The 21,920-nt window shown below is 42.1% G+C and carries 21 protein-coding genes and 3 pseudogenes; 12 read left to right on the top strand and 12 right to left on the bottom strand.

Going from position 1 to position 21,920, the window contains the following annotated elements; all coding sequences use genetic code 11:
* Window positions 1-13 precede the first annotated feature (13 nt).
* The 4 genes from AU387_RS07140 (at window position 14) to AU387_RS07125 (ending at window position 3,237) form a co-directional block, all read left to right on the top strand.
* Window positions 14-976 carry a YydG family radical SAM peptide epimerase gene (locus AU387_RS07140; protein ID WP_059335309.1) on the top strand — a complete coding sequence of 321 codons (963 nt, stop codon included), beginning with the start codon at window positions 14-16 and terminating at the stop codon, window positions 974-976.
* On the top strand, window positions 957-1,715 hold the full coding sequence (gene liaK, locus AU387_RS07135; protein WP_059335308.1) for a zinc metalloprotease LiaK: 759 nt from the start codon (window positions 957-959) through the stop codon (window positions 1,713-1,715). The genes AU387_RS07140 and liaK overlap by 20 nt, the downstream gene beginning before the upstream one ends.
* 149 nt (window positions 1,716-1,864) lie before the next feature.
* Window positions 1,865-2,494, top strand: coding sequence for an ATP-binding cassette domain-containing protein (locus AU387_RS07130; RefSeq protein WP_059335307.1), 630 nt, complete (start codon window positions 1,865-1,867; stop codon window positions 2,492-2,494).
* A gap of 20 nt (window positions 2,495-2,514) precedes the next feature.
* Window positions 2,515-3,237 carry a peptide ABC transporter permease gene (locus tag AU387_RS07125; protein ID WP_059335306.1) on the top strand — a complete coding sequence of 241 codons (723 nt, stop codon included), beginning with the start codon at window positions 2,515-2,517 and terminating at the stop codon, window positions 3,235-3,237.
* Between the two features lie 126 nt (window positions 3,238-3,363).
* On the opposite strand, the gene AU387_RS20410 is transcribed toward AU387_RS07125, so the two are convergent.
* The gene (locus AU387_RS20410) at window positions 3,364-3,525 is read right to left on the bottom strand and encodes a hypothetical protein (protein WP_044160152.1); all 162 of its coding nucleotides are present in this window, start codon (window positions 3,523-3,525) and stop codon (window positions 3,364-3,366) included.
* Between the two features lie 40 nt (window positions 3,526-3,565).
* Window positions 3,566-4,033, bottom strand: coding sequence for a hypothetical protein (locus AU387_RS07120; RefSeq protein ID WP_059335305.1), 468 nt, complete (start codon window positions 4,031-4,033; stop codon window positions 3,566-3,568).
* Window positions 4,034-4,330: 297 nt separating this feature from the next.
* On the opposite strand from AU387_RS07120, the pseudogene AU387_RS21955 reads away from it, so the two are divergent.
* A pseudogene (locus AU387_RS21955) lies at window positions 4,331-4,481 on the top strand (family 1 glycosylhydrolase); the annotation flags it as partial.
* A gap of 104 nt (window positions 4,482-4,585) precedes the next feature.
* On the opposite strand, the gene ahpF reads toward AU387_RS21955, so the two are convergent.
* The 6 genes from ahpF to gntR all read right to left on the bottom strand — a co-directional run bounded on the left by ahpF (window position 4,586) and on the right by gntR (window position 12,064).
* The gene (gene ahpF, locus AU387_RS07115; protein ID WP_059335304.1) at window positions 4,586-6,115 is read right to left on the bottom strand and encodes an alkyl hydroperoxide reductase subunit F; all 1,530 of its coding nucleotides are present in this window, start codon (window positions 6,113-6,115) and stop codon (window positions 4,586-4,588) included.
* Between the two features lie 13 nt (window positions 6,116-6,128).
* Window positions 6,129-6,692: an alkyl hydroperoxide reductase subunit C gene (ahpC, locus tag AU387_RS07110; protein ID WP_010332567.1), complete on the bottom strand. Its 564-nt coding sequence runs from the start codon at window positions 6,690-6,692 to the stop codon at window positions 6,129-6,131.
* A gap of 290 nt (window positions 6,693-6,982) precedes the next feature.
* Window positions 6,983-8,398 carry a decarboxylating NADP(+)-dependent phosphogluconate dehydrogenase gene (gene gnd / locus AU387_RS07105; protein WP_059335303.1) on the bottom strand — a complete coding sequence of 472 codons (1,416 nt, stop codon included), beginning with the start codon at window positions 8,396-8,398 and terminating at the stop codon, window positions 6,983-6,985.
* Window positions 8,399-8,423: 25 nt separating this feature from the next.
* The gene (gene gntP, locus AU387_RS07100) at window positions 8,424-9,770 is read right to left on the bottom strand and encodes a gluconate permease GntP (RefSeq protein WP_059335302.1); all 1,347 of its coding nucleotides are present in this window, start codon (window positions 9,768-9,770) and stop codon (window positions 8,424-8,426) included.
* Window positions 9,771-9,798: 28 nt separating this feature from the next.
* Window positions 9,799-11,340, bottom strand: a complete 1,542-nt coding sequence (gene gntK / locus AU387_RS07095; RefSeq protein WP_059292154.1) for a gluconokinase — start codon at window positions 11,338-11,340, stop codon at window positions 9,799-9,801.
* The gene (gntR, locus tag AU387_RS07090; RefSeq protein WP_044160140.1) at window positions 11,333-12,064 is read right to left on the bottom strand and encodes a gluconate operon transcriptional repressor GntR; all 732 of its coding nucleotides are present in this window, start codon (window positions 12,062-12,064) and stop codon (window positions 11,333-11,335) included. Before gntR ends, gntK begins: the two co-directional genes overlap by 8 nt.
* A 192-nt stretch (window positions 12,065-12,256) precedes the next feature.
* Between gntR and AU387_RS07085 the strand changes: the two genes are divergently transcribed.
* The gene (locus AU387_RS07085) at window positions 12,257-13,405 is read left to right on the top strand and encodes a glycerate kinase (RefSeq protein WP_059335301.1); all 1,149 of its coding nucleotides are present in this window, start codon (window positions 12,257-12,259) and stop codon (window positions 13,403-13,405) included.
* Between the two features lie 88 nt (window positions 13,406-13,493).
* Entirely contained in the window at window positions 13,494-14,525 is a 1,032-nt protein-coding gene (locus tag AU387_RS07080; protein ID WP_059292156.1) for a polysaccharide pyruvyl transferase family protein, read from the top strand.
* A 146-nt stretch (window positions 14,526-14,671) separates the two neighbouring features.
* Here AU387_RS07080 and AU387_RS07075 read toward each other — a convergent pair whose 3' ends face one another.
* Both AU387_RS07075 and AU387_RS07070 read right to left on the bottom strand, forming a co-directional pair.
* On the bottom strand, window positions 14,672-15,082 hold the full coding sequence (locus AU387_RS07075; RefSeq protein ID WP_059335300.1) for a hypothetical protein: 411 nt from the start codon (window positions 15,080-15,082) through the stop codon (window positions 14,672-14,674).
* 14 nt (window positions 15,083-15,096) lie between these two features.
* Complete coding sequence (locus AU387_RS07070; protein WP_059335299.1) at window positions 15,097-16,563, bottom strand: DUF2974 domain-containing protein; 1,467 nt, start codon at window positions 16,561-16,563, stop codon at window positions 15,097-15,099.
* Between the two features lie 60 nt (window positions 16,564-16,623).
* Between AU387_RS07070 and AU387_RS07065 the strand changes: the two genes are divergently transcribed.
* Entirely contained in the window at window positions 16,624-17,142 is a 519-nt protein-coding gene (locus tag AU387_RS07065; RefSeq protein ID WP_010332558.1) for a DUF1433 domain-containing protein, read from the top strand.
* Between the two features lie 78 nt (window positions 17,143-17,220).
* Here the strand turns inward: AU387_RS07065 and AU387_RS21090 are convergent.
* A pseudogene (locus AU387_RS21090) lies at window positions 17,221-17,337 on the bottom strand (LrgB family protein); the annotation flags it as partial.
* On the opposite strand from AU387_RS21090, the pseudogene AU387_RS07060 reads away from it, so the two are divergent.
* A pseudogene (locus tag AU387_RS07060) lies at window positions 17,316-17,564 on the top strand (MarR family winged helix-turn-helix transcriptional regulator); the annotation flags it as partial. The pseudogenes AU387_RS21090 and AU387_RS07060 overlap by 22 nt on opposite strands.
* Window positions 17,565-17,634: 70 nt before the next feature.
* Here AU387_RS07060 and AU387_RS07055 read toward each other — a convergent pair.
* Window positions 17,635-18,705 (bottom strand): SDR family oxidoreductase, encoded by a 1,071-nt coding sequence (locus AU387_RS07055; protein WP_059335298.1) that lies wholly within the window; start codon window positions 18,703-18,705, stop codon window positions 17,635-17,637.
* Between the two features lie 130 nt (window positions 18,706-18,835).
* Here AU387_RS07055 and yxaF point away from each other — a divergent pair, with 130 nt between their 5' ends.
* From yxaF to AU387_RS07040, 3 genes are all read left to right on the top strand, one after another.
* Window positions 18,836-19,411, top strand: coding sequence for a transcriptional regulator YxaF (yxaF, locus tag AU387_RS07050; RefSeq protein WP_059335297.1), 576 nt, complete (start codon window positions 18,836-18,838; stop codon window positions 19,409-19,411).
* Window positions 19,412-19,500: 89 nt separating this feature from the next.
* Window positions 19,501-20,514 carry a quercetin 2,3-dioxygenase gene (locus AU387_RS07045; protein ID WP_059335296.1) on the top strand — a complete coding sequence of 338 codons (1,014 nt, stop codon included), beginning with the start codon at window positions 19,501-19,503 and terminating at the stop codon, window positions 20,512-20,514.
* Window positions 20,515-20,664: 150 nt separating this feature from the next.
* Complete coding sequence (locus AU387_RS07040; RefSeq protein WP_059335295.1) at window positions 20,665-21,867, top strand: DUF418 domain-containing protein; 1,203 nt, start codon at window positions 20,665-20,667, stop codon at window positions 21,865-21,867.
* Window positions 21,868-21,920: the final 53 nt, after the last annotated feature.

Below are 21,920 nucleotides of genomic sequence, written 5' to 3'. Positions count from 1 at the left end.
TGGGGGGTATTTCATGTATAATAAAACAGTATCAATCAATTTAGATTCAAGGTGTAATGCATCCTGTGATCATTGTTGTTTTTCTAGTTCACCAACTTCAACAACTAGGATGGAAAAAGAATACATAAGAGAGTTAGTAACTGAATTTGCAAAAAACAAAACCATTCAAGTGATTTCTTTTACTGGTGGGGAAGTTTTTTTAGATTACAAATTTTTGAAAGAACTAATGGAAATCATTAAACCATATGAAAAACAAATAACATTGATCTCTAATGGATTTTGGGGTATCAGCAAGAAAAAGGTTCAGGAATACTTTCATGATATGAACTCTTTAAATGTGATAGCACTGACTATAAGTTATGATGAGTACCATGCTCCATTTGTTAAACCGTCCAGTGTTAAAAGAATTTTTGAACATAGCAGGAAATACCGAGGCAGTATAGATATTTCTCTTAATATGGCGGTTACTAAAGATAAAATGTCCAACCATATTTTAGAGGAGTTAGGAGATTCAATCTTAGGTGTTAAGATAACAAAATTTCCAATGATATCAGTTGGCGCTGCCAAAAATAGAATTAAGCAAGAAAACATACATAAATTTTACAGTCTTGAAGATGAAGATTCCTTACATTGTCCCGGATATGATATTGTATATCATCATGATGGCGAAATTTATCCATGTTGTTCTCCTGCTATTTTTGAAACGAAAATAACTTTAAGAGAAGAATTTAACCAAAGTTTTGAAAGAACCGTAGAAAAGTTAAATTCTAATTTGCTATTATTTATTCTTAGAAAAGAAGGGTTCAAATGGTTTTTGAATATTTTAAAAGAAAATAATAAGGTAGAGGAATTTGACATTCCTTATGAATTTTCCTCTATTTGTGGAGTTTGTGGTTCCTTATTCAACTCTGCAGAAAAAATAAACTACTTCTATCCTTATATGGAAAAATACTATAATGAAAATTTTAAAGTATGAAGATGAAAAATATGAAGTGATTGTGCAAAACAACATATTTATAAAAGACAAAAATAGCGGAGAATACTATAAAAATAGCTTGAATTCACTTACAGATGAACAATTATTACGTTTTAAAATGTATAAAGAAAAAGTATCACCAAAGTTTTTTTATTTGTTCTTATTCTTTACGGCTTTCATGTTCATATTAAATTACATTCATTTAATAAAATTGCAAAATGGATTGTCCTCAGTATTTTATGGCTGGAAAATGTGGATAATTATAGTTATTTACTTTATAATGAATATAGTGCTTCATGAACTGGGACATATTTATTCCTTAAAATTTTTCGGGAAAAACTTTGATAAAGTGGGATTCAAACTGAATTTTTATGTATTTCCTGCTTTTTATGTCCAATTGAATGAAACCTACATGCTATCAAGAAATGAAAAGATAATCGTTCATTTATTTGGCTTGTTTATCAATTATCTTTTAATAAACACATTAGAATTAATAAATCAATTTACATTTTCCAGTGAAGCATTAACTATGGCATTTATGCTTTTCTCGTCTACTTTATTGTGGAACTTAGTTCCAATATTGAATTCTGATGGTTACAAAATTCTCTTAGCTTTTCTGAGCTTAGATGAATATAGCCGTTTTAAGACAAATCATTGGTTAGTTCTTACGATTCAAATTATAGGGATTGGCCTTGCGGTGAATTCAGTTGTACATTGGATATTATATATTGTAAACTAGAGTAAAAGATCTCCAAATCAACCATCTAAAAACATTTCTTGCGGTTCCGGCTTGGAAACGAAAGAGGTACCTCAAAAGCTTAGACATTAGTAACAAATCACAAGGCAGAACATTTTATTATTATGCAAATATTTCCTAGGAGTATGTATATGAATATAGCGAATTACACTTTAAAAGTGAAAGGCAAAACGTTACTTCAGGACACCGACTTGCATTTTTCGAGCGGGAAAATTAATCACGTTGTTGGAAAAAATGGAGTTGGTAAATCACAGCTTGCTAAAGACTTTTTGTTGAATAATAGCAAAAGAATCGGCAGAGATATTCGTCAAAATGTTTCTTTAATATCCAGCTCGTCGAATATTCCTAATGATGTTTCTAAGGACTTTTTATTACACTTTTTGAGTGAAAAATTTGATGCAGAAATGATAGATAAAATTGCACATTTACTTAATCTGGATAATATTGATGGGAAAGTTCTGATCAAAAATTTGAGTGATGGACAGAAACAAAAATTAAAATTGCTCAGCTTTTTATTAGAGGATAAAAATATTATTGTTTTAGATGAAATAACGAATTCATTAGACAAAAAAACAGTTATAGAGATTCATGGCTTCCTAAACAAGTATATCCAAGAGAATCCAGATAAGATTATCATTAATATTACACATGATTTGTCTGATTTAAAGGCGATAGAAGGGTATTATTATATATTTAATCATCAGGAAATTCAACAATATCATTCAGTGGATAAATTAATTGAAGTGTATATAAATGAGTAATAAAACAGTGGGGGCTTGAGATGAAATTAGAGTTTAAAAAGAGTATTAGCAACAAAGTTATCATTATTTTAGGAGCAATGTTTGTTTTTTTATTTTTACTGGGATATTTTTTACTTGTTGGAATCGATAAAGTCAGCAATGTTACACCTGAAATGTTTTTCTTTAGCTCCTATACTGTTGTGACTCAGTTTGGTTTGATGTTATTTTCTTTTGTTATAGCTTTCTTTATTAATAGAGAGTATTCAAACAAAAATATTCTCTTTTACAAATTAATTGGAGAGAATATCTATACTTTCTTTTATAAAAAGATAGCTGTTTTATTTTTGGAATGTTTTGTATTTATAACGCTAGGCCTGCTAATCATATCGTTAATGTACCAAGATTTTTCTCATTTTGCGTTATTACTTTTTTTATTTTCTGCAGTTATACTGCAGTATATTCTAATTATCGGAACTATAAGCATGTTATGTCCTAATATATTAATTAGTATAGGGGTCAGTATCGTTTATTGGATGACTTCTGTTATCTTAGTTGCTATAAGCAATAAAACGTTTGGTTTCATTGCTCCTTTTGAGGCAGGTAACACTATGTATCCCCGAATAGAAAGAGTGCTGCAATCTGATAACATGACACTTGGGAGTAATGATGTTTTATTTATTATTTTGTATTTAGTTTCAATCATTATCATAAATGCGATTATCCTTCGCTTTTCAAAAACTAGATGGATCAAAATGGGCATATAATAAAGAAAGCTACTTCATAGTGAAGTAGCTTTTTATGCGCACCTATATATCATTAAATCAAGATTAATGCATGTGACTGGCTGAGTTTGTTAAGGCAAGGATGTTTTTCTGTTTGCATCGCCCAAATTATTGTTGTTTTTCTTTCACCATCTTGATAAAGAGGAAAAAGATAATAAATACGATAAAGTAGTTCATTGGATTCTTAACGATGCTCATCTCTAGTGAAATCTGTAAGAGTATCCAGAGCGCGAAGATGACTAGTATTGCAGGAATGATGATTTTGTACATGTCGACCACCTTCCATAGTTAATGAAAGAAGAGTTCTATATTAGAAGCAAGATGCAGCAGCTCCTGTCGTCGCACCGCCAACGGCACCAGCACCTACAGTTCCAATGCCGGGTATCGTGAATGTTCCTACAGCAGCGCCAGCAAGGCCCAGAGTACCGCCGCCAGTTATCGCACCGCCGCCAACCGATTGGGTGCTGACTGTACCGCTGGTTTGTCCAGGTTCTTGGCTTACGAATTTGACCAAAACGCCATGATCGATTTTGTCGTATTGTAGCGTAACAGGATCACCATTTTTGTCAGTTGAGCTTTTAGGGAGAACTTGTTCTTCGCCTGTTACATGATCTTTTAGTGTAGCATTTCCATCAGCAAGCTGAACACCTGCATGATCGAACGTCATCTTCAACACACTATCGTTGAGGTTTTCAACTTTGTATGTAGCTTGGGGTTCTGCGGCATCTGCAGCATTAGGCAAAACCGGAAGGACTAGGGCGCCTACTAGGAATACCAAGGCTGCCAGTTTCGGTTAGCTTTATTATGCTTTGCATAATTATCCTCCTCCTTTGGTTGCCATACTAACAGAGCCGTTTTGCCTGTTAAACCCTTAATTTAAGAAATGACTGAAATTTGATTATACCGAACTACCTAAATTTACACTTTCGCTTCAAAAGTCATAGACAATTGATGAGACGTTTCATTCTAGTAACAACACTAATATCTTTTACTTTCGAACACCACTTTTTTACTGAAATATTAATAAAAGAAAAAGGATTGCTAATGTATAATAGTTCTCAATAAAAAGCTATGTTTAATCGGCTATACGCCTTGGGGCATTATTGGCGCTACGGCATGATTATGTCGATCGTAATAACGAAGGAAACGGAACAATGAAGCGCTTTAAGAAAGATTCATTTGAGTGGTACAAACAAGTCATTCATACGAATGGTAAGGTATTATAAAGCAGATGGCCCAAATCGAGCACTTAACCGAAGTGCCTGGTTCGGGTTTTTGATAGGCAAAAAAGCCGCTATACTGCGGTTCAGCAGCATAGCGGCTTTTCATATTAGTTACGGATTAGGTAGTCAAACGCGCCTAAAGCGGCAGTTGCTCCTGATCCCATTGAAATAATGATTTGGTTGTAAGGACCGTCTGTGCAGTCGCCGGCAGCGAATAAGCCTGGGACGCTTGTAGCGCCATTTTTGTCGACTACGATTTCGCCGATGCGGTTGCGTTCAACGGTTTCGTCTAACCATTCTGTGTTTGGCACGAGACCGATTTGGACGAATACACCTTGGAGTTCAACGTGCTTTTCTTCGCCTGTTTCGCGGTCTGTGTATGTGATGCCGTTTACGCTCTGATCGCCGGTGATTTCTTTTGTTTGTACATTTTTGAGTACAGTGACGTTTGGCAGGCTGTAGAGACGTTTTTGCAAGACTTCGTCTGCCTTCAGTTCCGGCGCGAACTCTAACACAGTGACGTGATTGACAATACCTGCAAGATCAATCGCTGCTTCGATACCAGAGTTTCCGCCGCCGATAACGGCTACGTCTTTGCCTTCAAACAATGGGCCATCACAGTGCGGGCAGTAAGCGACACCTTTGTTTTTGAACTCTTGTTCACCAGGTACGTTGACATTGCGCCAGCGGGCACCTGTTGAAAGGATGACTGTTTTACTTTTTAGGACAGCACCGTTTTCGAGTTCAAGCTCGAACAAATCTTTTTTCTCAAGGCGTTTTGCGCGCTGAAGGTTCATGACATCAATATCATATTCCTTCACGTGCTCTTCAAGACTTGCAGCAAGCTTCGGTCCTTCAGTTGCTTTTACGCTGATGAAGTTTTCGATGCTCATTGTGTCGAGAACCTGTCCGCCGAAGCGTTCAGCGACAACACCTGTGCGGATTCCTTTACGTGCCGTATAAATGGCTGCACTTGCGCCGGCAGGTCCGCCGCCGACAACAAGAACATCGTAAGGATCTTTATCAGCGAACTCAGATGCATCTGCGCCGCTGCCCATTTTCGCAAGAATTTCTTCGAGGGTCATACGGCCGCTTCCGAAGGATTCGCCGTTTAGGTAAACCGTTGGCACTGCCATAATGTTTTTGCTTTCAACTTCTGATTTGTATGCCGCACCGTCGATCATTGTGTGCGTAATGTTCGGGTTCAGCACGCTCATCATGTTTAAAGCTTGTACAACATCAGGACAGTTGTGGCATGTCAGGCTGATATAAGATTCAAAGTGGTATTCACCGCTGATCTTCTTCACCTGATCAATGACTTTCTGATCTACCTTAGGCGGTCTGCCGCTCACTTGCAGCAATGCCAACACTAAAGAAGTGAATTCGTGTCCAAGAGGAATACCGGCGAAAGTGACGCCAGTGTCTTCTCCGGCGCGGTTCACACTGAAGCTTGGCGTTCTGTTTAATTCAGCTTTTTCAACTGAAATTTTTGATGACATGGAAGCCAGCTCATCAACGAGAGCCAGCATGTCCTTAGAAGTGTCATCTTCACCTGCACTCACTTTGAGAACAATGTCGTTCTCAATTAGCTGCATGTACTGATTTAATTGTGCTTTGATATTTGGATCAAGTACCAATTGAATGCACTCCTTAGATTTTACCTACTAGATCAAGGCTAGGTGTAAGAGTTTCGCCGCCTTCTTCCCATTTAGCCGGGCAAACTTCACCTGGGTTTTGACGAACGTATTGTGCTGCTTTTACTTTGCTGATCAGGTTGCTTGCGTCACGGCCGATACCGCCTGCATTGATTTCAACAGTTTGGATCACGCCATCTGGATCGATGATGAATGTTCCGCGGTCAGCAAGACCAGTTTCTTCGTCAAGAACATCGAAGTTGCGAGAGATCGTTTGAGATGGGTCACCGATCATTGCGTAAGTGATTTTGCCGATTTTTTCAGAGCTGTCATGCCAGCCTTTGTGTACGAAGTGAGTATCTGTAGAGATAGAGTACACTTCAACACCTAATTCTTTAAGTGCAGCGTATTGGTTTTGAAGATCTTCAAGCTCAGTTGGGCATACGAAAGAGAAATCTGCTGGGTAGAAGCAGAATACGCTCCATTGACCTTTTAGAGATTCGTTTGTTACATCGATGAATTCACCGTTTTTGAATGCTTTTGCTTCGAATGGTTGTACTTCTTTACCGATTAAAGACATAATGTTATTCCTCCTAAAAATGGTTTAGAAAGCAATAGTGCTTTCAATAATAATTCTAATTATATATGAATTATTAATTAATATATATTTTTTGTCAAGACAAAACCCCTTAATTATTTTCTCTTTTTCCTTTCATCGTGAAGGAAAGTGCTGGTGTGATCAACATAAATTGCTCTTTGACAAATATTCAAATTTTATATGTCTGATTCTCAATTAGTTGTGATATGTGAGTTTATCCTATAAAAAAAGCTGGCAGCTGGTATAAAAACTCCAGCTGTCAGCCTTATCTATTAGTTTGCATCATCAGACCAATGGGTATGGAAAACGCCATCCATATCTGTCCGCTCGTACGTATGGGCGCCGAAATAATCGCGCTGCGCCTGTAACAGGTTGGCGTTGGAACGCCCTGTGCGGTAGCCGTCGTAGTAAGAGAGCGCGGTGCTTAAGCATGGGAACGCGCTTCCGGCGCTGATTCCCTCGCAAACGACTTTTCGCATGCCTGTCTGATAAGCTTTAAGCTTTTCTGAAAAATAAGGTGCAATCAGCAGGTTTGAGAGATCTGGCTGCTCTTGGAATGCCTCGCTGATGACGTTCAGGAAATCCGCGCGGATGATGCAGCCGCCGCGGAAAATTAAAGCGATGTCTTTAAGCGGCAGGTTCCATCCGTAAAGCTCAGATGACATTTTATATTGAGCAAAGCCCTGTGCGTAGGCGCATACTTTTCCCATGTATAAGGCTTGTCTGACGTATTCAATCCAGAGATCCTTATCGTAATGTTTTTCCTCTGTTTCCGGACCGGCTAACACTTGTTCAGCCGCCATACGTTCTTCTTTTAAGGACGACAGGTAGCGGGCAAACAAGGACTCGGTGATAATAGCGGATGGAATGCCGTTATCAATAGCTTGCATGCTTGTCCATTTTCCTGTGCCTTTCTGGCCGGTTTTATCAAGAATGACATCGATCAGCGGCTGACCTGTATGTTCGTCCTTTTTCCGTAAAATCTCCGCTGTAATCTCTATTAAATAGCTTTTCAGCTCACCTTGGTTCCACGTTTCAAAGATGCTGGCGATTTCTTCGAGCGGCAGACGAAGCGTTTCTCTAAGAAATGTATAGGCTTCAGCAATCAGCTGCATATCTGCATACTCAATGCCGTTGTGCACCATTTTAGTAAAGTGCCCTGCCCTTTTTGGTCCGATGTAGACACAGCATGGGTCTTCTCCGACTTGTGCGGCGATTTTGGTCAGGATCGGAGCGGCTTTTTCATAGACGTCTCGATCTCCGCCCGGCATGATGGAAGGTCCTTTTAATGCGCCGACTTCACCGCCGGAAATGCCGATTCCCAAGTAGCCGATTCCTTTTTCCTTCAGCTCGTCATATCTTCTTTCTGTGTCTTCGTAGTGGGAGTTGCCTCCGTCCATGATGACGTCTCCTTCTTCAAGCAAAGGCATTAACGAATGGATGACGGAATCGACCGGTTTTCCCGCTGTGACCATCAGAAAGATTTTTCTGGGTGTTTCTAGTGATTGAACAAAATCTTGAAGTTCGTAGTACGGGCTCAGCGATTGTCCATCCAGCTTTTTCACAAGCTGGTCCGTTAAATCTCTGGTGTAATTATAGACGGCGACTTTTTCGCCTTTATTTGCCATGTTTAAGGCGATATTGCTTCCCATTACGCCTAAGCCTATGACACCAATTGTATTGAACATGTGTGTTACATCTCCTTCATTAATTTCATACAACTAAACTTAACAATAATATAAATCCTAGTCCAGCAACGGAGATAATTGTTTCCAGCAAGGTCCATGTGGCAAATGTTTCTTTCATGCTTAATCCAAAGTATTCTTTGAACATCCAGAAGCCGGCATCGTTGACGTGTGAAGCGATGACGCTTCCTGCGCCTGTTGCGAGCACCACTAATGCAAGGTTGGCATCGGACTGTCCCAGCAATGGAATGACGAGCCCCGTCGTGCTTAATGCGGCAACGGTTGCTGATCCTAAGGAGATGCGCAGGATCGCTGCGATGAGCCATGCCAGCAGAATCGGCGATAATGCCGTTTCTTTGAATAAATCCGCTACGTAGTCGCCGACACCGCCGTTGATTAACACTTGTTTAAAGGCGCCGCCTCCCCCGATGATCAACAGCATCATGCCAATTTGCGAGATGGCTGTAGAACAAGAGTCCATGACGGTTTTCATTGGAATGTTGCGTGCGATTCCCATTGTGTAAACAGCAACGAGCAGTGAGATGATCATGGCAGTCGATGCATTCCCGATCAAACGGATGAAAGCCAGAAGACCGTTATCCGCAAATCCTATTGTTTCCTGAAGCAAATCAATGATGGTTGCGATCGACATGATGATAATCGGAAGCATGGCTGTAAACACACTGATTCCAAAGCCTGGTGTTTCCTCAAGCTTGAATGTTTTTTGTGTGCCGAGTGACGAGATATTTCCGTTTTTCGCAAATGATGCAGGAACGATTTTTTTCGCGAACTTTGTAAATATTGGCCCTGCAATCAGGACTGTCGGAACAGCAACAATGAAGCCGTACAGCAGCACTTCCCCGATATTTGCGCCGTATTCTCCGGCAATTGCTGTCGGTCCCGGGTGCGGCGGCAGGAATCCGTGTGTGACGGATAATGCTGCGACCATCGGAATACCGAGATATAAAATAGAAATCTTCAATTCTCTTGAAATCGCGAATACGATCGGGATTAATAGAACCAATCCTACTTCAAAGAACAACGCGATTCCGATAATAAAGGAAGCAATCACAACAGCCCACTGTATATTTTTCTCGCCGAATTTGTTGACGAGCGTCATTGCTATACGCTGTGCGCCGCCTGAGTCAGCAATCAGCTTGCCCAGCATCGCACCGAGTCCGAAGATGAGTGCGATGTGGCCAAGTGTCCCCCCTATACCTTCTTCAATGGAGCTGACAACTTTATCAAACGGCATCCCAAGTGCCAGTGCCACGCCGAATGATACAACTAATAAGGAAATAAATGTATTTAATTTCAAGCCCATAATCAAAAATAGTAATGCTAAGATCCCAAGCGCAACAATGATTAATGGCATGATAATGCCCTCCCCTTCATGTCATGTGCTATTTGTGTGTAATTAGGCTTCTTTGATAATTTGCAATTTGGGTATATTGATTTTCTAATGATCTCGATAGATTGATGAATATCGGCATTAATGTTCTATATTCTTTGGCTGAGTCTTCGATTGGCGTATGTCTGTACGTGCTGCCGATCATGTCGGACACGGCTTCGAACGAGTCGATTTTTCCTGTCGCATACAGGCCTAAAATGCAGGCGCCGAGACAGGAGCTTTCGTAGCTTTCAGGAACGACGACTTCAGATTCGAATATGTCCGACATCATTTGCCGCCAAACCTCTGATCTTGCAAAGCCGCCAGTCGCTTGAATTCGGGTGACCGGTCCGTCCATGCATTCTGTTAGCGCCAGGAACACAGTGTACAGATTGTAAATGACCCCTTCTAATGCTGCACGTATCATATGTTCTTTTTTATGTGACATGGTCAGGCCGAAAAATGAGCCGCGTACATCCGGGTTCCATAACGGAGCGCGTTCCCCGGCAAGATACGGGTGGAACAGCAGGCCGTCAGAACCCGGTCTGACGCGTTCAGCAATCTTCGTCAGCACGTCATATGGGTCAATTCCCAGTCTTGTCGCTGTTTCGATTTCTGATGAGGCAAATTCGTCTCTGATCCAGCGAAGAACGATGCCTCCATTGTTCACCGGACCGCCGATGACCCAATGCTTGTCCGTTAACGCGTAGCAGAAAATTCTCCCCTTTTCATCGGTTTGCGGCTGGTCGATAATGGTTCGGATAGCGCCGCTCGTACCGATTGTAACGGCGATTTCTCCTTTTTTAATGGCATTGACGCCGAGATTGGACAGTACGCCGTCGCTCGCGCCGATGACAAAAGGTGTTTCCGGATCGATTCCCATCTGGATCGCTAATTCCGGGCTGCAGTGCTGAAAGATTTCGGTTGTCGGCACGAGTTTGGATAAGTGATCCGGCGTGATCCCTGCGATGTGTAACGCTTCCTCGTCCCAATTCAAGCTTTTGAGGTTCATCATGCCAGTCGCTGATGCTAAGGAATAGTCGATGACATATTCATCAAACAGCTGTTTAAAGATGTATTCTTTGATGCCGATATATTTTTTTGCCTTGGAAGCGATTTCTTTCCGTTCGTTTGTGATCCAGGCAATTTTGCTTAACGGTGACATGGGATGAATGGGTGTTCCTGTTCGTTTGTAGACCTCATGCCCGTTGAGTTCATCTTTGATCTTATGCGCCCAGCCCTCGCTTCGATTGTCTGCCCACGTGATGCATGGTGTCAGAGGCTGATCATTTTCGCCCATGGCAATGACGCTGTGCATGGCGCTGCTGAAGGAAATAAATGAGATCTGTTTTTCCGGGTGCTGTTTCGTGATTTTTGCAGTTGTATGGATGACAGCCTGAAAAATCAATTCCGGGTTTTGTTCAGCCGTTGAGATGTCTGGCGTATGGAGCGGGTAGCCGATGCTTTCTTTTTGTACCACGTCTCCGTTTTCAGTGAATAATACAGCCTTTGTGCTGGTCGTACCGATATCGATTCCTAACATATAACTAGTCATTTTTGTGTTCAGCTCCTTTTGCCAGCATTTGTTGTGAGAGCCAGAGGTCCTCTACTTTTTCTTGCACATCGTCAAAATTCTGGTGCAGAGACTGAACCATCAGCGCCCTGTCCTTTGTTTTGATTGCTTGAATATAAAGCTCATGGTTATCCAGAATCCTTGAGAAATCTTCGTACTTTTCCTTTAACCGTACCCGCATAGATAAAAGAATAAAGCTTTCCATTACGGGTTTTAGATTGTTCCAGATCATCTGAATGTATGAGTGATCAATGGCGCGGATAATCGTTTCATGGAATAACACATCCTGAAATGAAAACTCGTCCGCGTCCTCGTATTTGATGGAGACTTTCATTATTTCTAGAATCTTGCTGAGATCTTTGACTAAAGGCTCAATGTCGATTTTGACCAGCCGTTCAAAGACAAATGTTTCTAATAATAAACGCACGTCATATATTTCTGCGATTTCCTTTTCAGTTAACCCAATCACAACCGCTCCCATTCGTTCTAAACGGATCATTTTTTCGGAAGCCAGTATTTTTAACGCTTCGCGAACCGGCGAACGGCTTACTGAAAACTCAGCCGCGATTGTATTTTCTGATAGAATGGTACCGCTTTCAATCATACCTGAAATAATCCGCATTCTCAGCTCGCATGCGACGCGAACGCCGGTTGACGCTTTTGAAAGCCATTTTGCGGGATACAACAGGTCCTTGGAGTCTAGCATATGCTCACCTTCCTCACTAAGGAGTATACTTGTATACAAGTATGATAACGCGAATATTTTATTAATGCAAACACTTTCATTTCTAATTTTTAATAAAATTTTTCCTGATAAATTGGTATATATGTCCAAATCAATTGTGGTAAATTGAAGAAAAGACAGTGTAAATCATCACTTTTTGAAAGAGGCGATTGGATGAAAATCATTATTGCACCGGATTCTTTTAAGGAAAGCTTATCAGCGTTGGAGGCTGCTCACGCCATAGAAAGAGGCTTCAAAACGGTTTTCCCCGATGCCGAATATCGGAAGCTGCCGATGGCGGACGGCGGTGAGGGGACTGTCCAGTCATTAATTGATGCCACGGGCGGAATCATAAAAGAGCAGATTGTCACGGGTCCGCTGGGGGAACCGGTTAAAGCGTTTTTTGGCATAATGGGAGACGGAAAATCAGCTGTGATTGAGATGGCTGCCGCATCAGGGTTGCATCTTGTGCCCGCAGAGACGAGAAACCCGCTTGTCACTTCTACTAAAGGAACGGGAGAATTAATCGCTGCTGCTCTTGATGAGGGTGCAGAGCGTTTGATCATCGGAATCGGCGGAAGCGCCACAAATGATGGCGGAGCCGGAATGGTTCAGGCGCTGGGCGGAAGGCTTCTTGATGAATCAGGCCATGAGATCGGTCCCGGAGCCGGTGCGCTTTCTCAGCTTTCCTCAATAGATGTGGAAGGACTTGATCCCAGATTACGAAATGTGAAAATTGAAGTCGCCTGCGACGTGGATAACCCGTTAACAGGGCCAAGAGGGGCTTCCGCTGTTTTCGGTCCTCAAAAAGGCGCCACGCCTGACATGGTGCGTATCCTTGACCAGAACCTGTCTCACTTTGCGGATGTGGCTGAAACAACGCTTGAAACAAGCTTCAGGGAAACAGAGGGCGCCGGTGCAGCAGGGGGTCTCGGTTGGAGTCTGCTTACTTTTCTTCGTGCTGATTTGAAAAGAGGCATTGATATCGTCCTCGATGCGGTTCAGTTTGAAAGTGAGGTTCAGGATGCAGATCTTGTGATTACCGGCGAAGGGCGGATTGACAGCCAGACAGTTTACGGCAAGACGCCGATTGGCGTGGCCAAAGCGGCTAAGGCATACGATGTGCCTGTCATTGGACTTGCGGGATCAGTTTCGCGAGACAGTGATGCGGTCTATGCACACGGGATGGACGCCCTTTTCAGCATCGTGCCGGGAGCCGTGCCCCTTGCAGACGCACTTGGGCATGCAGCCGAGAATATGGAAAGAACGGCAAGAAACATTGCGGCATCTTTAAAACTGGCGAAAACGATGTATCTGATATAAAGCCGGTCAAGCACATGCCCGTGCATATTCACCCTCCTTTCTGGGTACAGACAGATAACCAAGCACAACCTAGAAGGAGGACACAGACATGACTGTACAAGAAATCAAAGGCAAAAAACTAGGTAAAGGGATCGCGCCGAATGTAAAACCCGAAGCCTTATTAAATGATAAACGAAAAGTATTTTTGTTTGGTTCCCCGAGTTACACAAACATCGGAGACCAAGCGATTGCGTATGCGGAAGAGAAATTTATTAAAAATCATTTTCCGTACTATGAATATATTGAAATTATGGACTACGCGACGGACGAAGGCATCGAATTGGTGAAGGAGATCATCCGTGAAGACGATATTGTCTGCTTTACCGGCGGAGGAAATCTGGGCAACCTCTACCTTGATATTGAGGAGGACAGAAGGAAGGTCTTCGCCGCGTTTAAAGACTATAAATCCATTTCTCTTCCGCAATCCGTCTATTTTGAAGATACAGAGGACGGAAACAAAGAAAAGAAAAAAACACAGGATGCGTACCATCAAAATCCAAATTTAACGATTGCCGCGCGGGAGACACAGACGCTCGATGTTGTGAAAGAAACCTTCAATTCAGATGTCATCTTTACACCGGATATGGTGCTGTCTTTGGATATCGTACCGAAAGAGCTTGAACGGGACGGCGTTCTTTTTATTTTAAGAGCGGACAAGGAGAAGGTAACCGATGAAGATTTTATTTCACACATGATGAAATGGGCAGAAAAAACAACCTATGCGGAGCGTACAGACACGGTGCTTGATACGGTCGATATGATTGATTACGAGGATCGGGAAAAGCATTTCATGGAAATGCTCGACCGCATTGGTTCCAGTCAATTGGTGGTGACAGACCGCCTTCACGCTATGATCTTTTCGATTATCACAAAAACGCCATGCCTCGTCTTTGGAAATAGCTACGGCAAAGCCAAACATTCATACCGGGATTGGCTTGAAAGCTTAAACTTCATTGAATACACAGATAAAAATGATATTGAGGAATTAGAGCAAATGATTGACCGCCTGCTTCAAGCAGAGCCGAATGACGTTGATTTGTCTAAGGATTTTCAGCCGCTGATTGATTTCTTTAGATCGTAATGGGAAAAGCAGACTGGGAACAGTCTGCTTTTTTCTGTGCTAATGATCGTTTTCCAGACGCACAGTTTCATTCGTGATTCGTTCTCGCTGCGCCGCTTCGTCGGAGATGATATCTTCTTTATTTTAAGCTATATTGACTCTCTACCTTATAAGCCAATGGAATTGATTACACTCGAAACATCAGAATAAACTTTATCAAATGAAAGGTGATCTTTCATTTTATCAGTGACACTATCTATTGCTTTTCCAGACATATGATGGTTAAGGATTTCTCGTTTTGTCTTTATAGCCTGCTCGGCATCTGTAATGTTTTCAAGGATCGAAGACAAATTCTTACGGTCTTCGTGAAATGCATAGCTTAATTGTTTTTTGATTGAATGCATCAACGCCAATTTTTGTTCTTGTCGCTTCTTCTCTTTAAACGCCGCCAATTGTTCAGGTGTCATTTCAGAGGTATTTACATCAGCATTTGAAAAAATTGAAGTGCTTGAATGCTGACTCGTCATTTTTTGCATAAAACGGTCAGCATCTGTTGGTTTCTTATTCATAAAATCCATGTTTCTTTCTCTCCTTATGAAATCCCCATTCGACTGGCCGCTGCCAGATCTGCATCATGATACGCATGTCCCATATGTCCGAGATCATCTGCAATCATCTGCAGAAAGTGTTGCAGATTGAGCGCTGCATCTACTGCCTGATCATATTTTTCTTTTGAGTAAAAAAGGTGGTGCGGTTTGTTCATCTTGATCTGATTGATCAGATCATCGACATCGGAAACTGATAATTCGTCATAGGCGCCAAAACCAACCATTCGTGTATGCATATTCCTGACATCCTCAATTGAATCCTTTACTTTGTCATCAATTCTTTCAATCTGGCGTATCATTTTTGACCATTCCGTTTCGGCAATATGTTTCAACTGAGTACTTGTATTCATTAATACATGTGATTTGATAAGAATCGAAACACCTGTATTGGCCTTCACATTCGTTGATTTCATTTGGTTTAGCATCGCTAATGCAAAGTCAGGGTTGTTCTTTAAAACATCATCCACAGTTTGGGCAGAGCCATCTGAATGGAAGCTGTATCGATCCAAGCCGTGACTTCCCATTAAGGCTTCAGCAAATAGTGTGATATCAAGAGATTGATTGCCATAATGTTTCAGTCCAAGACCCAGCATTTTCACTTCATCAGGGAGGCTATTATTCTGTACACCATTGGGCAAAGCTTCGTCATACATCACTTTTACTTTGCCTACTTCAGCAGCATCCCGATTCAGCAAGGATAATCCATCATTTAAATTAATATATTCTGTTAAACGGCTGCGAAACTCTCCCTTTAACGCCCGGGCTTTTACATCCTTAGGCAGGTTTTCATATATGTTAGGATTCTCGAAGGTGACACCGCGGTCTATAAAGTCATTCATCACGACTGCATAGCTTGCATTAGATCCGCCTAATGAGTGACCGGTGACTTGAATGTCAGCATTTTTAAAGTATTTATGTATTTTTTTTGCATATTGATCTGCCTGAATCGCCTGATTATCTGTTCCATCATCAAACGGCTTTTTGCCAACTAGATAACTAGTATCCATGTGAAGCCAATCTTGGATGATCTCATTTGCATATTCAGAGAAACCTGTTACTGAGTCAAAAGAAGACCCATCTTCTTCAGCTGGAATATTGATCCCTTTTTTCTCTAGTTCTTTAATGAGCTCTTCTCTTTTTCCACGCTGATTTGTTTCCTTAATCGTTTCTTTTAATTGGTTAGTGCTGATAGGTTCTGACCCGCGGTATGCGATGATGGCGTTTTGGATTTTTTCTTTGTCTTTTCCATGGTTGGAAATTTTGTAATCTTTTTCGGATACTAAAGTAAGGGCATCAAGCCCTTTTTTCGTTTTTTTATGATCAACTACATATAACTTTTGTCCATTACTTATCTCAATGTTAGTACCAATACGATAGTTTCTAAGATTATATGCAGCACTTGATGCTTTATTATAATCTTCGTCTGTAAGTGAATTCTTTTTTCTAGACATAACTTCACTCTCCAAAAACTTGTATATATTGTATAATAAATTAAAAAAGGATGAAATACCATGTCATTTGTAAAAAAAATACTTATAATAGGTACGATCGTATTGATTGTTGTATTAGGTATTTCTTACGGAATAGTAAAAAAAATGAATATATCAGATCGAACAACAGAAGAGACTGGAGGTAAACAGACAGTGAAAAAAGAAGAAAAAAGCGATAAAGAAAAAGCAGAAGAATATGTAGAAAAGATGAAACCAAAAATTAAAGAACATCTAAAGGAGGAAGATATTCATAATTTTATTAAAAAAATTACTTTCGAGGATAAAGTTGAAATAAACCCAATGGGAAGAATAATAGTAAATGGATATATAAATGACAATCCAGATAAGTTTTACTTCTCAGCAGATTTAATTTATGATTCCAATAAAGTGGACGGAATGAGTTACCCTGAGGATGTAGGTAATCGTTTTACAGATTGGAGCGAATACACCAAGAAAGAAAAAGAAGAATACATCAAAACCGCTTACCCCGATAAAAAAGAGCGTGAACAATATTTAAGAGATATTGGAGAACTAAAATAAACAGGCCAAAATGCCTGTTTACTTTCGCCGATTCGTATCCCAAAAAAGACTGCCCTCCTCCGGGGCAGTCTTTCTTTATTACATATGAAACAGCCAGATGACAAGCGGTCCGAAAAATGAGCCGAGAACCGCATAGAGTGTCATGGAGACAGAACTCATGGATACGGCTAGTTCTCCATATTCAAATGCTTTTGAGACAAGCTGCAGCTTTAGAAGCCAAGGAGCTCCTCTATCGTTTTACCGATCCTTCCGATAGAAGAGTCAGTCTGTTTACCATTACAAAACTCGGCAAACAAGCATTAAAGGCAGATCAGCAGATGCGCTTAGAACGTTTTGAACAGATGCTGAAAGAGTGGTCAATACATGAAAAAGAGATGTTTGGCGAACTTCTCCAGCGTATGAACAAGGCCTTTATCAATTAACATCAAAAAACCCATGCGCTATGTTACATCTGCATGGGTTTTATGGTGTGCAATTAAATGATGGAAGGTCTCATTTGGTGCGTTTAACGGCAGCCCAGACGCAAGCAAGCCCGACAGCCACTGCCGCAGTTACCGCCGGGCGCTTTGTGGCCTTTGCATAATAGCTTCTTGACCGAAGCCACCCTTTATTTGTCCCCCTGTCATGCATGCCGTAGCCCGCATGGTAAAGCGCGCTTTCTTCACGCGGTTTGGACGGCCTTTCCGCATGCTGGCTGTAGTACATGATTTTTTCCATGAGTCTGTCGGTCAGCCGGGGAAAGAGTGCACCCAGCATGGCGATGGCTTTTGCCTGCGAGCCGATGTACATGTCGCGTTTCGGATGTTCAGCGGCAAACAGAATGGCTTCGGCTGCAGCTTCCGGCGGGTAGATCATAGAGCGGTAATGGGCCGGCTGTTTGTCCAGGTAGCTTCTGGCGTGTTCGTTGTAAGGCGTGTCGATTCTGCCTGGATGGATGAGTGTGACCGAGACCGGTGCCTGTTCTTTTTCAAGCTCCATTCGGATGCTTTCTGTCCATCCGTGAAGCGCGAATTTCGCAGACGCGTAGGTGGATTGAATGACGGTTCCTCTGTCACCGAACAGGCTTCCTACATTGATGAGAGCACCCGGACCGCCTCTGCTTGTAAAGTGTTTGACGGCTGCCCTTGTTCCATAGACCGGACCCCAGAAATTGGTGTCAAACACGCGCTTCATGTCTTCGGTGGTAACATCCATAGCGTGTCCGAAAACCGAAACAGCGGCGTTGTTAACCCATGTGTCAAAGCGGCCGAATGTGCTGATCGCGGTTTCTGCGATGCGGTTGACGTCTTCTTCTTTTCCCACATCCGCTTTTACATAGATGGCTTCGTGCCCTTTTTTCTTTACTTCATCAACGAGCTCCTGAAGGGCGTCTTCATTTCGGGCTGCTGCGACGACTTTTGCCCCTTTTTCGGCCGCCATTCTCGCGGTGACGAGGCCGATTCCGCTTGTAGCACCGGTAATGACGATGACTTGATCCTTTACTTTTTTCAGTTTGAGCTTCGTTTTCGGGTTTTGCTGTTTTTCAAGCTGTTCAGTATTGGTGACCGTATCATCAGTTGTCATCGGGAATCCCCTCCTAGACATGTTTGTCTACATTTACCCCATCCAGAAGGTTCTTACCCCTTTTGACAATCCCATGGTTCTTTTTTATATTATATAAGTCGCTCTACCATACCTAGGAGGGAATGTTTCAATGACTAGCAGAGGAGATTCACGTGAAAAAATCCTTCACACAGCGTCACGTCTGTTCCAGCTGCAAGGATATCACGCGACAGGCTTAAACCAGATTGTGAAAGAAAGCGGTGCTCCTAAGGGATCGCTTTATCACTTTTTTCCGAATGGCAAAGAAGAATTAGCAATTGAAGCGGTTACATATACGGGTAAGATCGTTGAACATGTGATACAGAAAAGCATGGATGAGTCCTCTGATCCTGTTGAAGCGATTCAGCGTTTTATTGAAAAAACCGCCAGCCAGTTTGACAATACGGAAAGCATTCAAGGGATTCCAGTCGGCTTGCTGGCGAGTGAAACGGCGTTAATCAGCGAGCCGCTGCGCACGGTTTGCATGAAGGTGTTTAAAAGCTGGGAAGCGGTTTTCGCCCGAAAATTAATGGAAAACGGATTTGCAGAAGAAGAAGCAAGCCAGCTGGGAATGCTGATCAATTCGATGATTGAAGGCGGTATTATGCTTTCTTTAACGAATAAAGACAAAACGCCCCTTCTTCTCATGGCCGAACAAATTCCAGTATTGGTGAGGAAAAAAGGGTAGCAATTTGTTATCCTTTCCCCTACAATTATGTAGAACGGTCTAGTCAAAAACCTATAATATATAGACTGGTCTAAATTGGAGGGCGTAACATGAAAACGTTAAGTAAACATTCACTGCCCAAAGAAAAAGTGCCTTACTTGCTTCGCAGCGGAGAGGGAGAGCGCTATTTGTTCGGCAGACAGGTCGCGACAGTGATGGCAAACGGAAAGAGCACGGGAGATTTGTTCGAGATCGTGCTGCTTTCTGGGGGAAAAGGAGATGCCTTTCCGCTTCATATTCACAAAAATACGCATGAAGGGCTTCTTGTTCTGGACGGTAAGCTTGAACTGACGCTTGATGGAGAACATCATCTTTTAGCAGCTGGTGATTATGCGAACATTCCGGCCGGAACGCCGCACAGCTATCGGATGCAGAGCCACAGAACACGGCTGGTGTCTTACACAATGAAAGGGAATGTCGCACATATGTATTCCGTGCTTGGAACGCCGTATGATCACGCTGAACATCCGCCGCACGCAAGCGAAGAGGTATCAAAAGAGCGTTTTGCAAAAGCGGATGAGGCGGCGGACATTATATTTGCGGAGGATGAAAACCGTGCCGGTGCTCCAAAACTAGTGGAGAATACAGAACTTCCGGCTGGCGTTGTTCCATATGTGCTTGAGTCTGGAGAAGGAGACCGCCTGTTGACGGGCGATCAGCTTCATCGCATTGTGGCTGCGCAAAAGAATACGGACGGGCAATTTATCGTTGTATCATCTGAAGGCCCTAAAGGCGATCGCATCGTTGATCATTATCATGAGCATCATACAGAAACTTTCTATTGCCTTGAAGGGCAAATGACGATGTGGGCCGATGGTGAAGAAATTCAGCTTAATCCTGGAGATTTCCTGCATGTTCCTGCCAACACTGTACACTCATATCGCTTGGATTCTCACTATACAAAAATGGTGGGTGTATTGGTTCCGGGCTTATTCGAGCCGTTTTTCCGCACGTTAGGAGATCCGTATGAAGGGCATATTTTCCCGAGTGAGCCTCAAGCTTTGCGATTCGACCGTGTCTTGCAGAATATCGAGACATTAGATTTAAAGGTCATGAAACCATAATATCTCCGCCGGGCTTCCTGAGGAGCCTGGCTTTTTATTGTGAAGGTGACGAGATTGTAAGGTTTTTCCTTTGCGCTGCCACCTAAATCGATGTTTCTTCGTTTCTTTTTTTCATACGCTTGAGGTATAGAAAAAAGGAGCGTGATCCATATGGCTTCATTACAGCCGACTCTGACAAATGAGCGGATTGGTGTGCTTGACGTGTTAAGAGGAATTGCCATTTTCGGCATCCTATTTGTGAATTTGGCGCACTTCAGTTATCCGGATATGTATTTGTCTATGCTTGGAAAGGATAATTTTTTTACGGAAAAGTGGTCTGGTGCAGATTTTGCTGCAGCAGAAATATTGAAATTTTTGATTCAAACCAAATGTATTTTACTGTTTTCATTTTTATTTGGGTTTGGCATGGTGGTGATGATGGAGAGAGCGTTAAGCAAAGGAAAACGTTTTGTCCCGCTTTATATCAGAAGATTATTGGCGCTCTTCATCTTTGGAACCATACATGCTTTTTTGATATGGGACGGGGATATCTTAACGGAATACGCCCTGCTTGGTTTGGTTTTACTTTTGTTCAGAAAAGCAAAGCCGAAAACACTGTTGATATGGGCAGTCTCTTTGTATCTCCTGTTTTCTCTTCCGTTCATTTTGGCAAGCTTTCATCAAGCAAACGGACAAGAATGGGCACAAGCAGCCATTCAGCAAGCGAAGCAGGCGCTTCATGCTTACGGAAACGGCAGCCTGAAAGACATTGCGGAACAGCGAATCCACGATCGGCTCGTTTATATGTCAATGAATGGCATGCTGACCTATAATCCGCTGAATTTCTTTTTTGCCTCCATCCCATATTTCAGTATGTTTTTGCTGGGAGCCGCGGCGGCAAAATCAAGATTTCTGCATCAGCCGGAAAAGCACCGCAAAGCGTTAAAAAGAGTATGGCTGTCTGGGCTGGTCATTGGCATCAGCGCTCATATATTGTACAGTGTGACCGAAATGGAAGTATTTTTGCTGGTTGGTGCGCCTTTTCTTATGTTTTTCTACGTCACAACGATTGTGTATCTTTATCATAAGACAAAACTGGCTAAGCCGCTGCAATACTTTTCCGCAGTCGGGAGAATGGCATTTACCAACTATCTCATGCAATCAATCATTTGTACGTGGATTTTCTATCATTACGGGTTGGGGTTATACGGCAAAGTATATCCGGCTGCGGGCGTGCTGATCACGATCGCGGTATGTGCCCTTCAAATGACCATCAGCCATCTTTGGCTGCGGGCATTCCGAATGGGGCCGTTTGAGTGGCTTTGGAGGAGCCTTACGTATATGAAGCGGCAGCCGATCTTGAAGAAATCATAGATAAATAAAAGTCTAGACTCATAATTGACGTCTAGACTTTTTCATGTTTTCAA

Origin of the sequence: Bacillus halotolerans, assembly GCF_001517105.1 — a bacterium.
Taxonomy (GTDB): Bacteria; Bacillota; Bacilli; order Bacillales; family Bacillaceae; genus Bacillus; species Bacillus halotolerans.
Note: the sequence above shows the minus strand (reverse complement) of the source record. Positions and strands in the feature narration are given on the sequence as shown.

Bases quoted from the DNA above. Each gene is read 5' to 3' on its own strand.
- AU387_RS07140 (WP_059335309.1), top strand. From the start codon at position 14: ATGTATAATAAAACAGTATCAATCAATTTAGATTCAAGGTGTAATGCA.
- liaK (WP_059335308.1), top strand. From the start codon at position 957: ATGAAAATTTTAAAGTATGAAGATGAAAAATATGAAGTGATTGTGCAA.
- AU387_RS07130 (WP_059335307.1), top strand. From the start codon at position 1,865: ATGAATATAGCGAATTACACTTTAAAAGTGAAAGGCAAAACGTTACTT.
- AU387_RS07125 (WP_059335306.1), top strand. From the start codon at position 2,515: ATGAAATTAGAGTTTAAAAAGAGTATTAGCAACAAAGTTATCATTATT.
- AU387_RS20410 (WP_044160152.1), bottom strand. From the start codon at position 3,525: ATGTACAAAATCATCATTCCTGCAATACTAGTCATCTTCGCGCTCTGG.
- ahpC (WP_010332567.1), bottom strand. From the start codon at position 6,692: ATGTCTTTAATCGGTAAAGAAGTACAACCATTCGAAGCAAAAGCATTC.
- gnd (WP_059335303.1), bottom strand. From the start codon at position 8,398: ATGTTCAATACAATTGGTGTCATAGGCTTAGGCGTAATGGGAAGCAAT.
- gntP (WP_059335302.1), bottom strand. From the start codon at position 9,770: ATGCCATTAATCATTGTTGCGCTTGGGATCTTAGCATTACTATTTTTG.
- gntK (WP_059292154.1), bottom strand. From the start codon at position 11,340: ATGACTAGTTATATGTTAGGAATCGATATCGGTACGACCAGCACAAAG.
- gntR (WP_044160140.1), bottom strand. From the start codon at position 12,064: ATGCTAGACTCCAAGGACCTGTTGTATCCCGCAAAATGGCTTTCAAAA.
- AU387_RS07085 (WP_059335301.1), top strand. From the start codon at position 12,257: ATGAAAATCATTATTGCACCGGATTCTTTTAAGGAAAGCTTATCAGCG.
- AU387_RS07080 (WP_059292156.1), top strand. From the start codon at position 13,494: ATGACTGTACAAGAAATCAAAGGCAAAAAACTAGGTAAAGGGATCGCG.
- AU387_RS07075 (WP_059335300.1), bottom strand. From the start codon at position 15,082: ATGGATTTTATGAATAAGAAACCAACAGATGCTGACCGTTTTATGCAA.
- AU387_RS07070 (WP_059335299.1), bottom strand. From the start codon at position 16,563: ATGTCTAGAAAAAAGAATTCACTTACAGACGAAGATTATAATAAAGCA.
- AU387_RS07065 (WP_010332558.1), top strand. From the start codon at position 16,624: ATGTCATTTGTAAAAAAAATACTTATAATAGGTACGATCGTATTGATT.
- AU387_RS07055 (WP_059335298.1), bottom strand. From the start codon at position 18,705: ATGACAACTGATGATACGGTCACCAATACTGAACAGCTTGAAAAACAG.
- yxaF (WP_059335297.1), top strand. From the start codon at position 18,836: ATGACTAGCAGAGGAGATTCACGTGAAAAAATCCTTCACACAGCGTCA.
- AU387_RS07045 (WP_059335296.1), top strand. From the start codon at position 19,501: ATGAAAACGTTAAGTAAACATTCACTGCCCAAAGAAAAAGTGCCTTAC.
- AU387_RS07040 (WP_059335295.1), top strand. From the start codon at position 20,665: ATGGCTTCATTACAGCCGACTCTGACAAATGAGCGGATTGGTGTGCTT.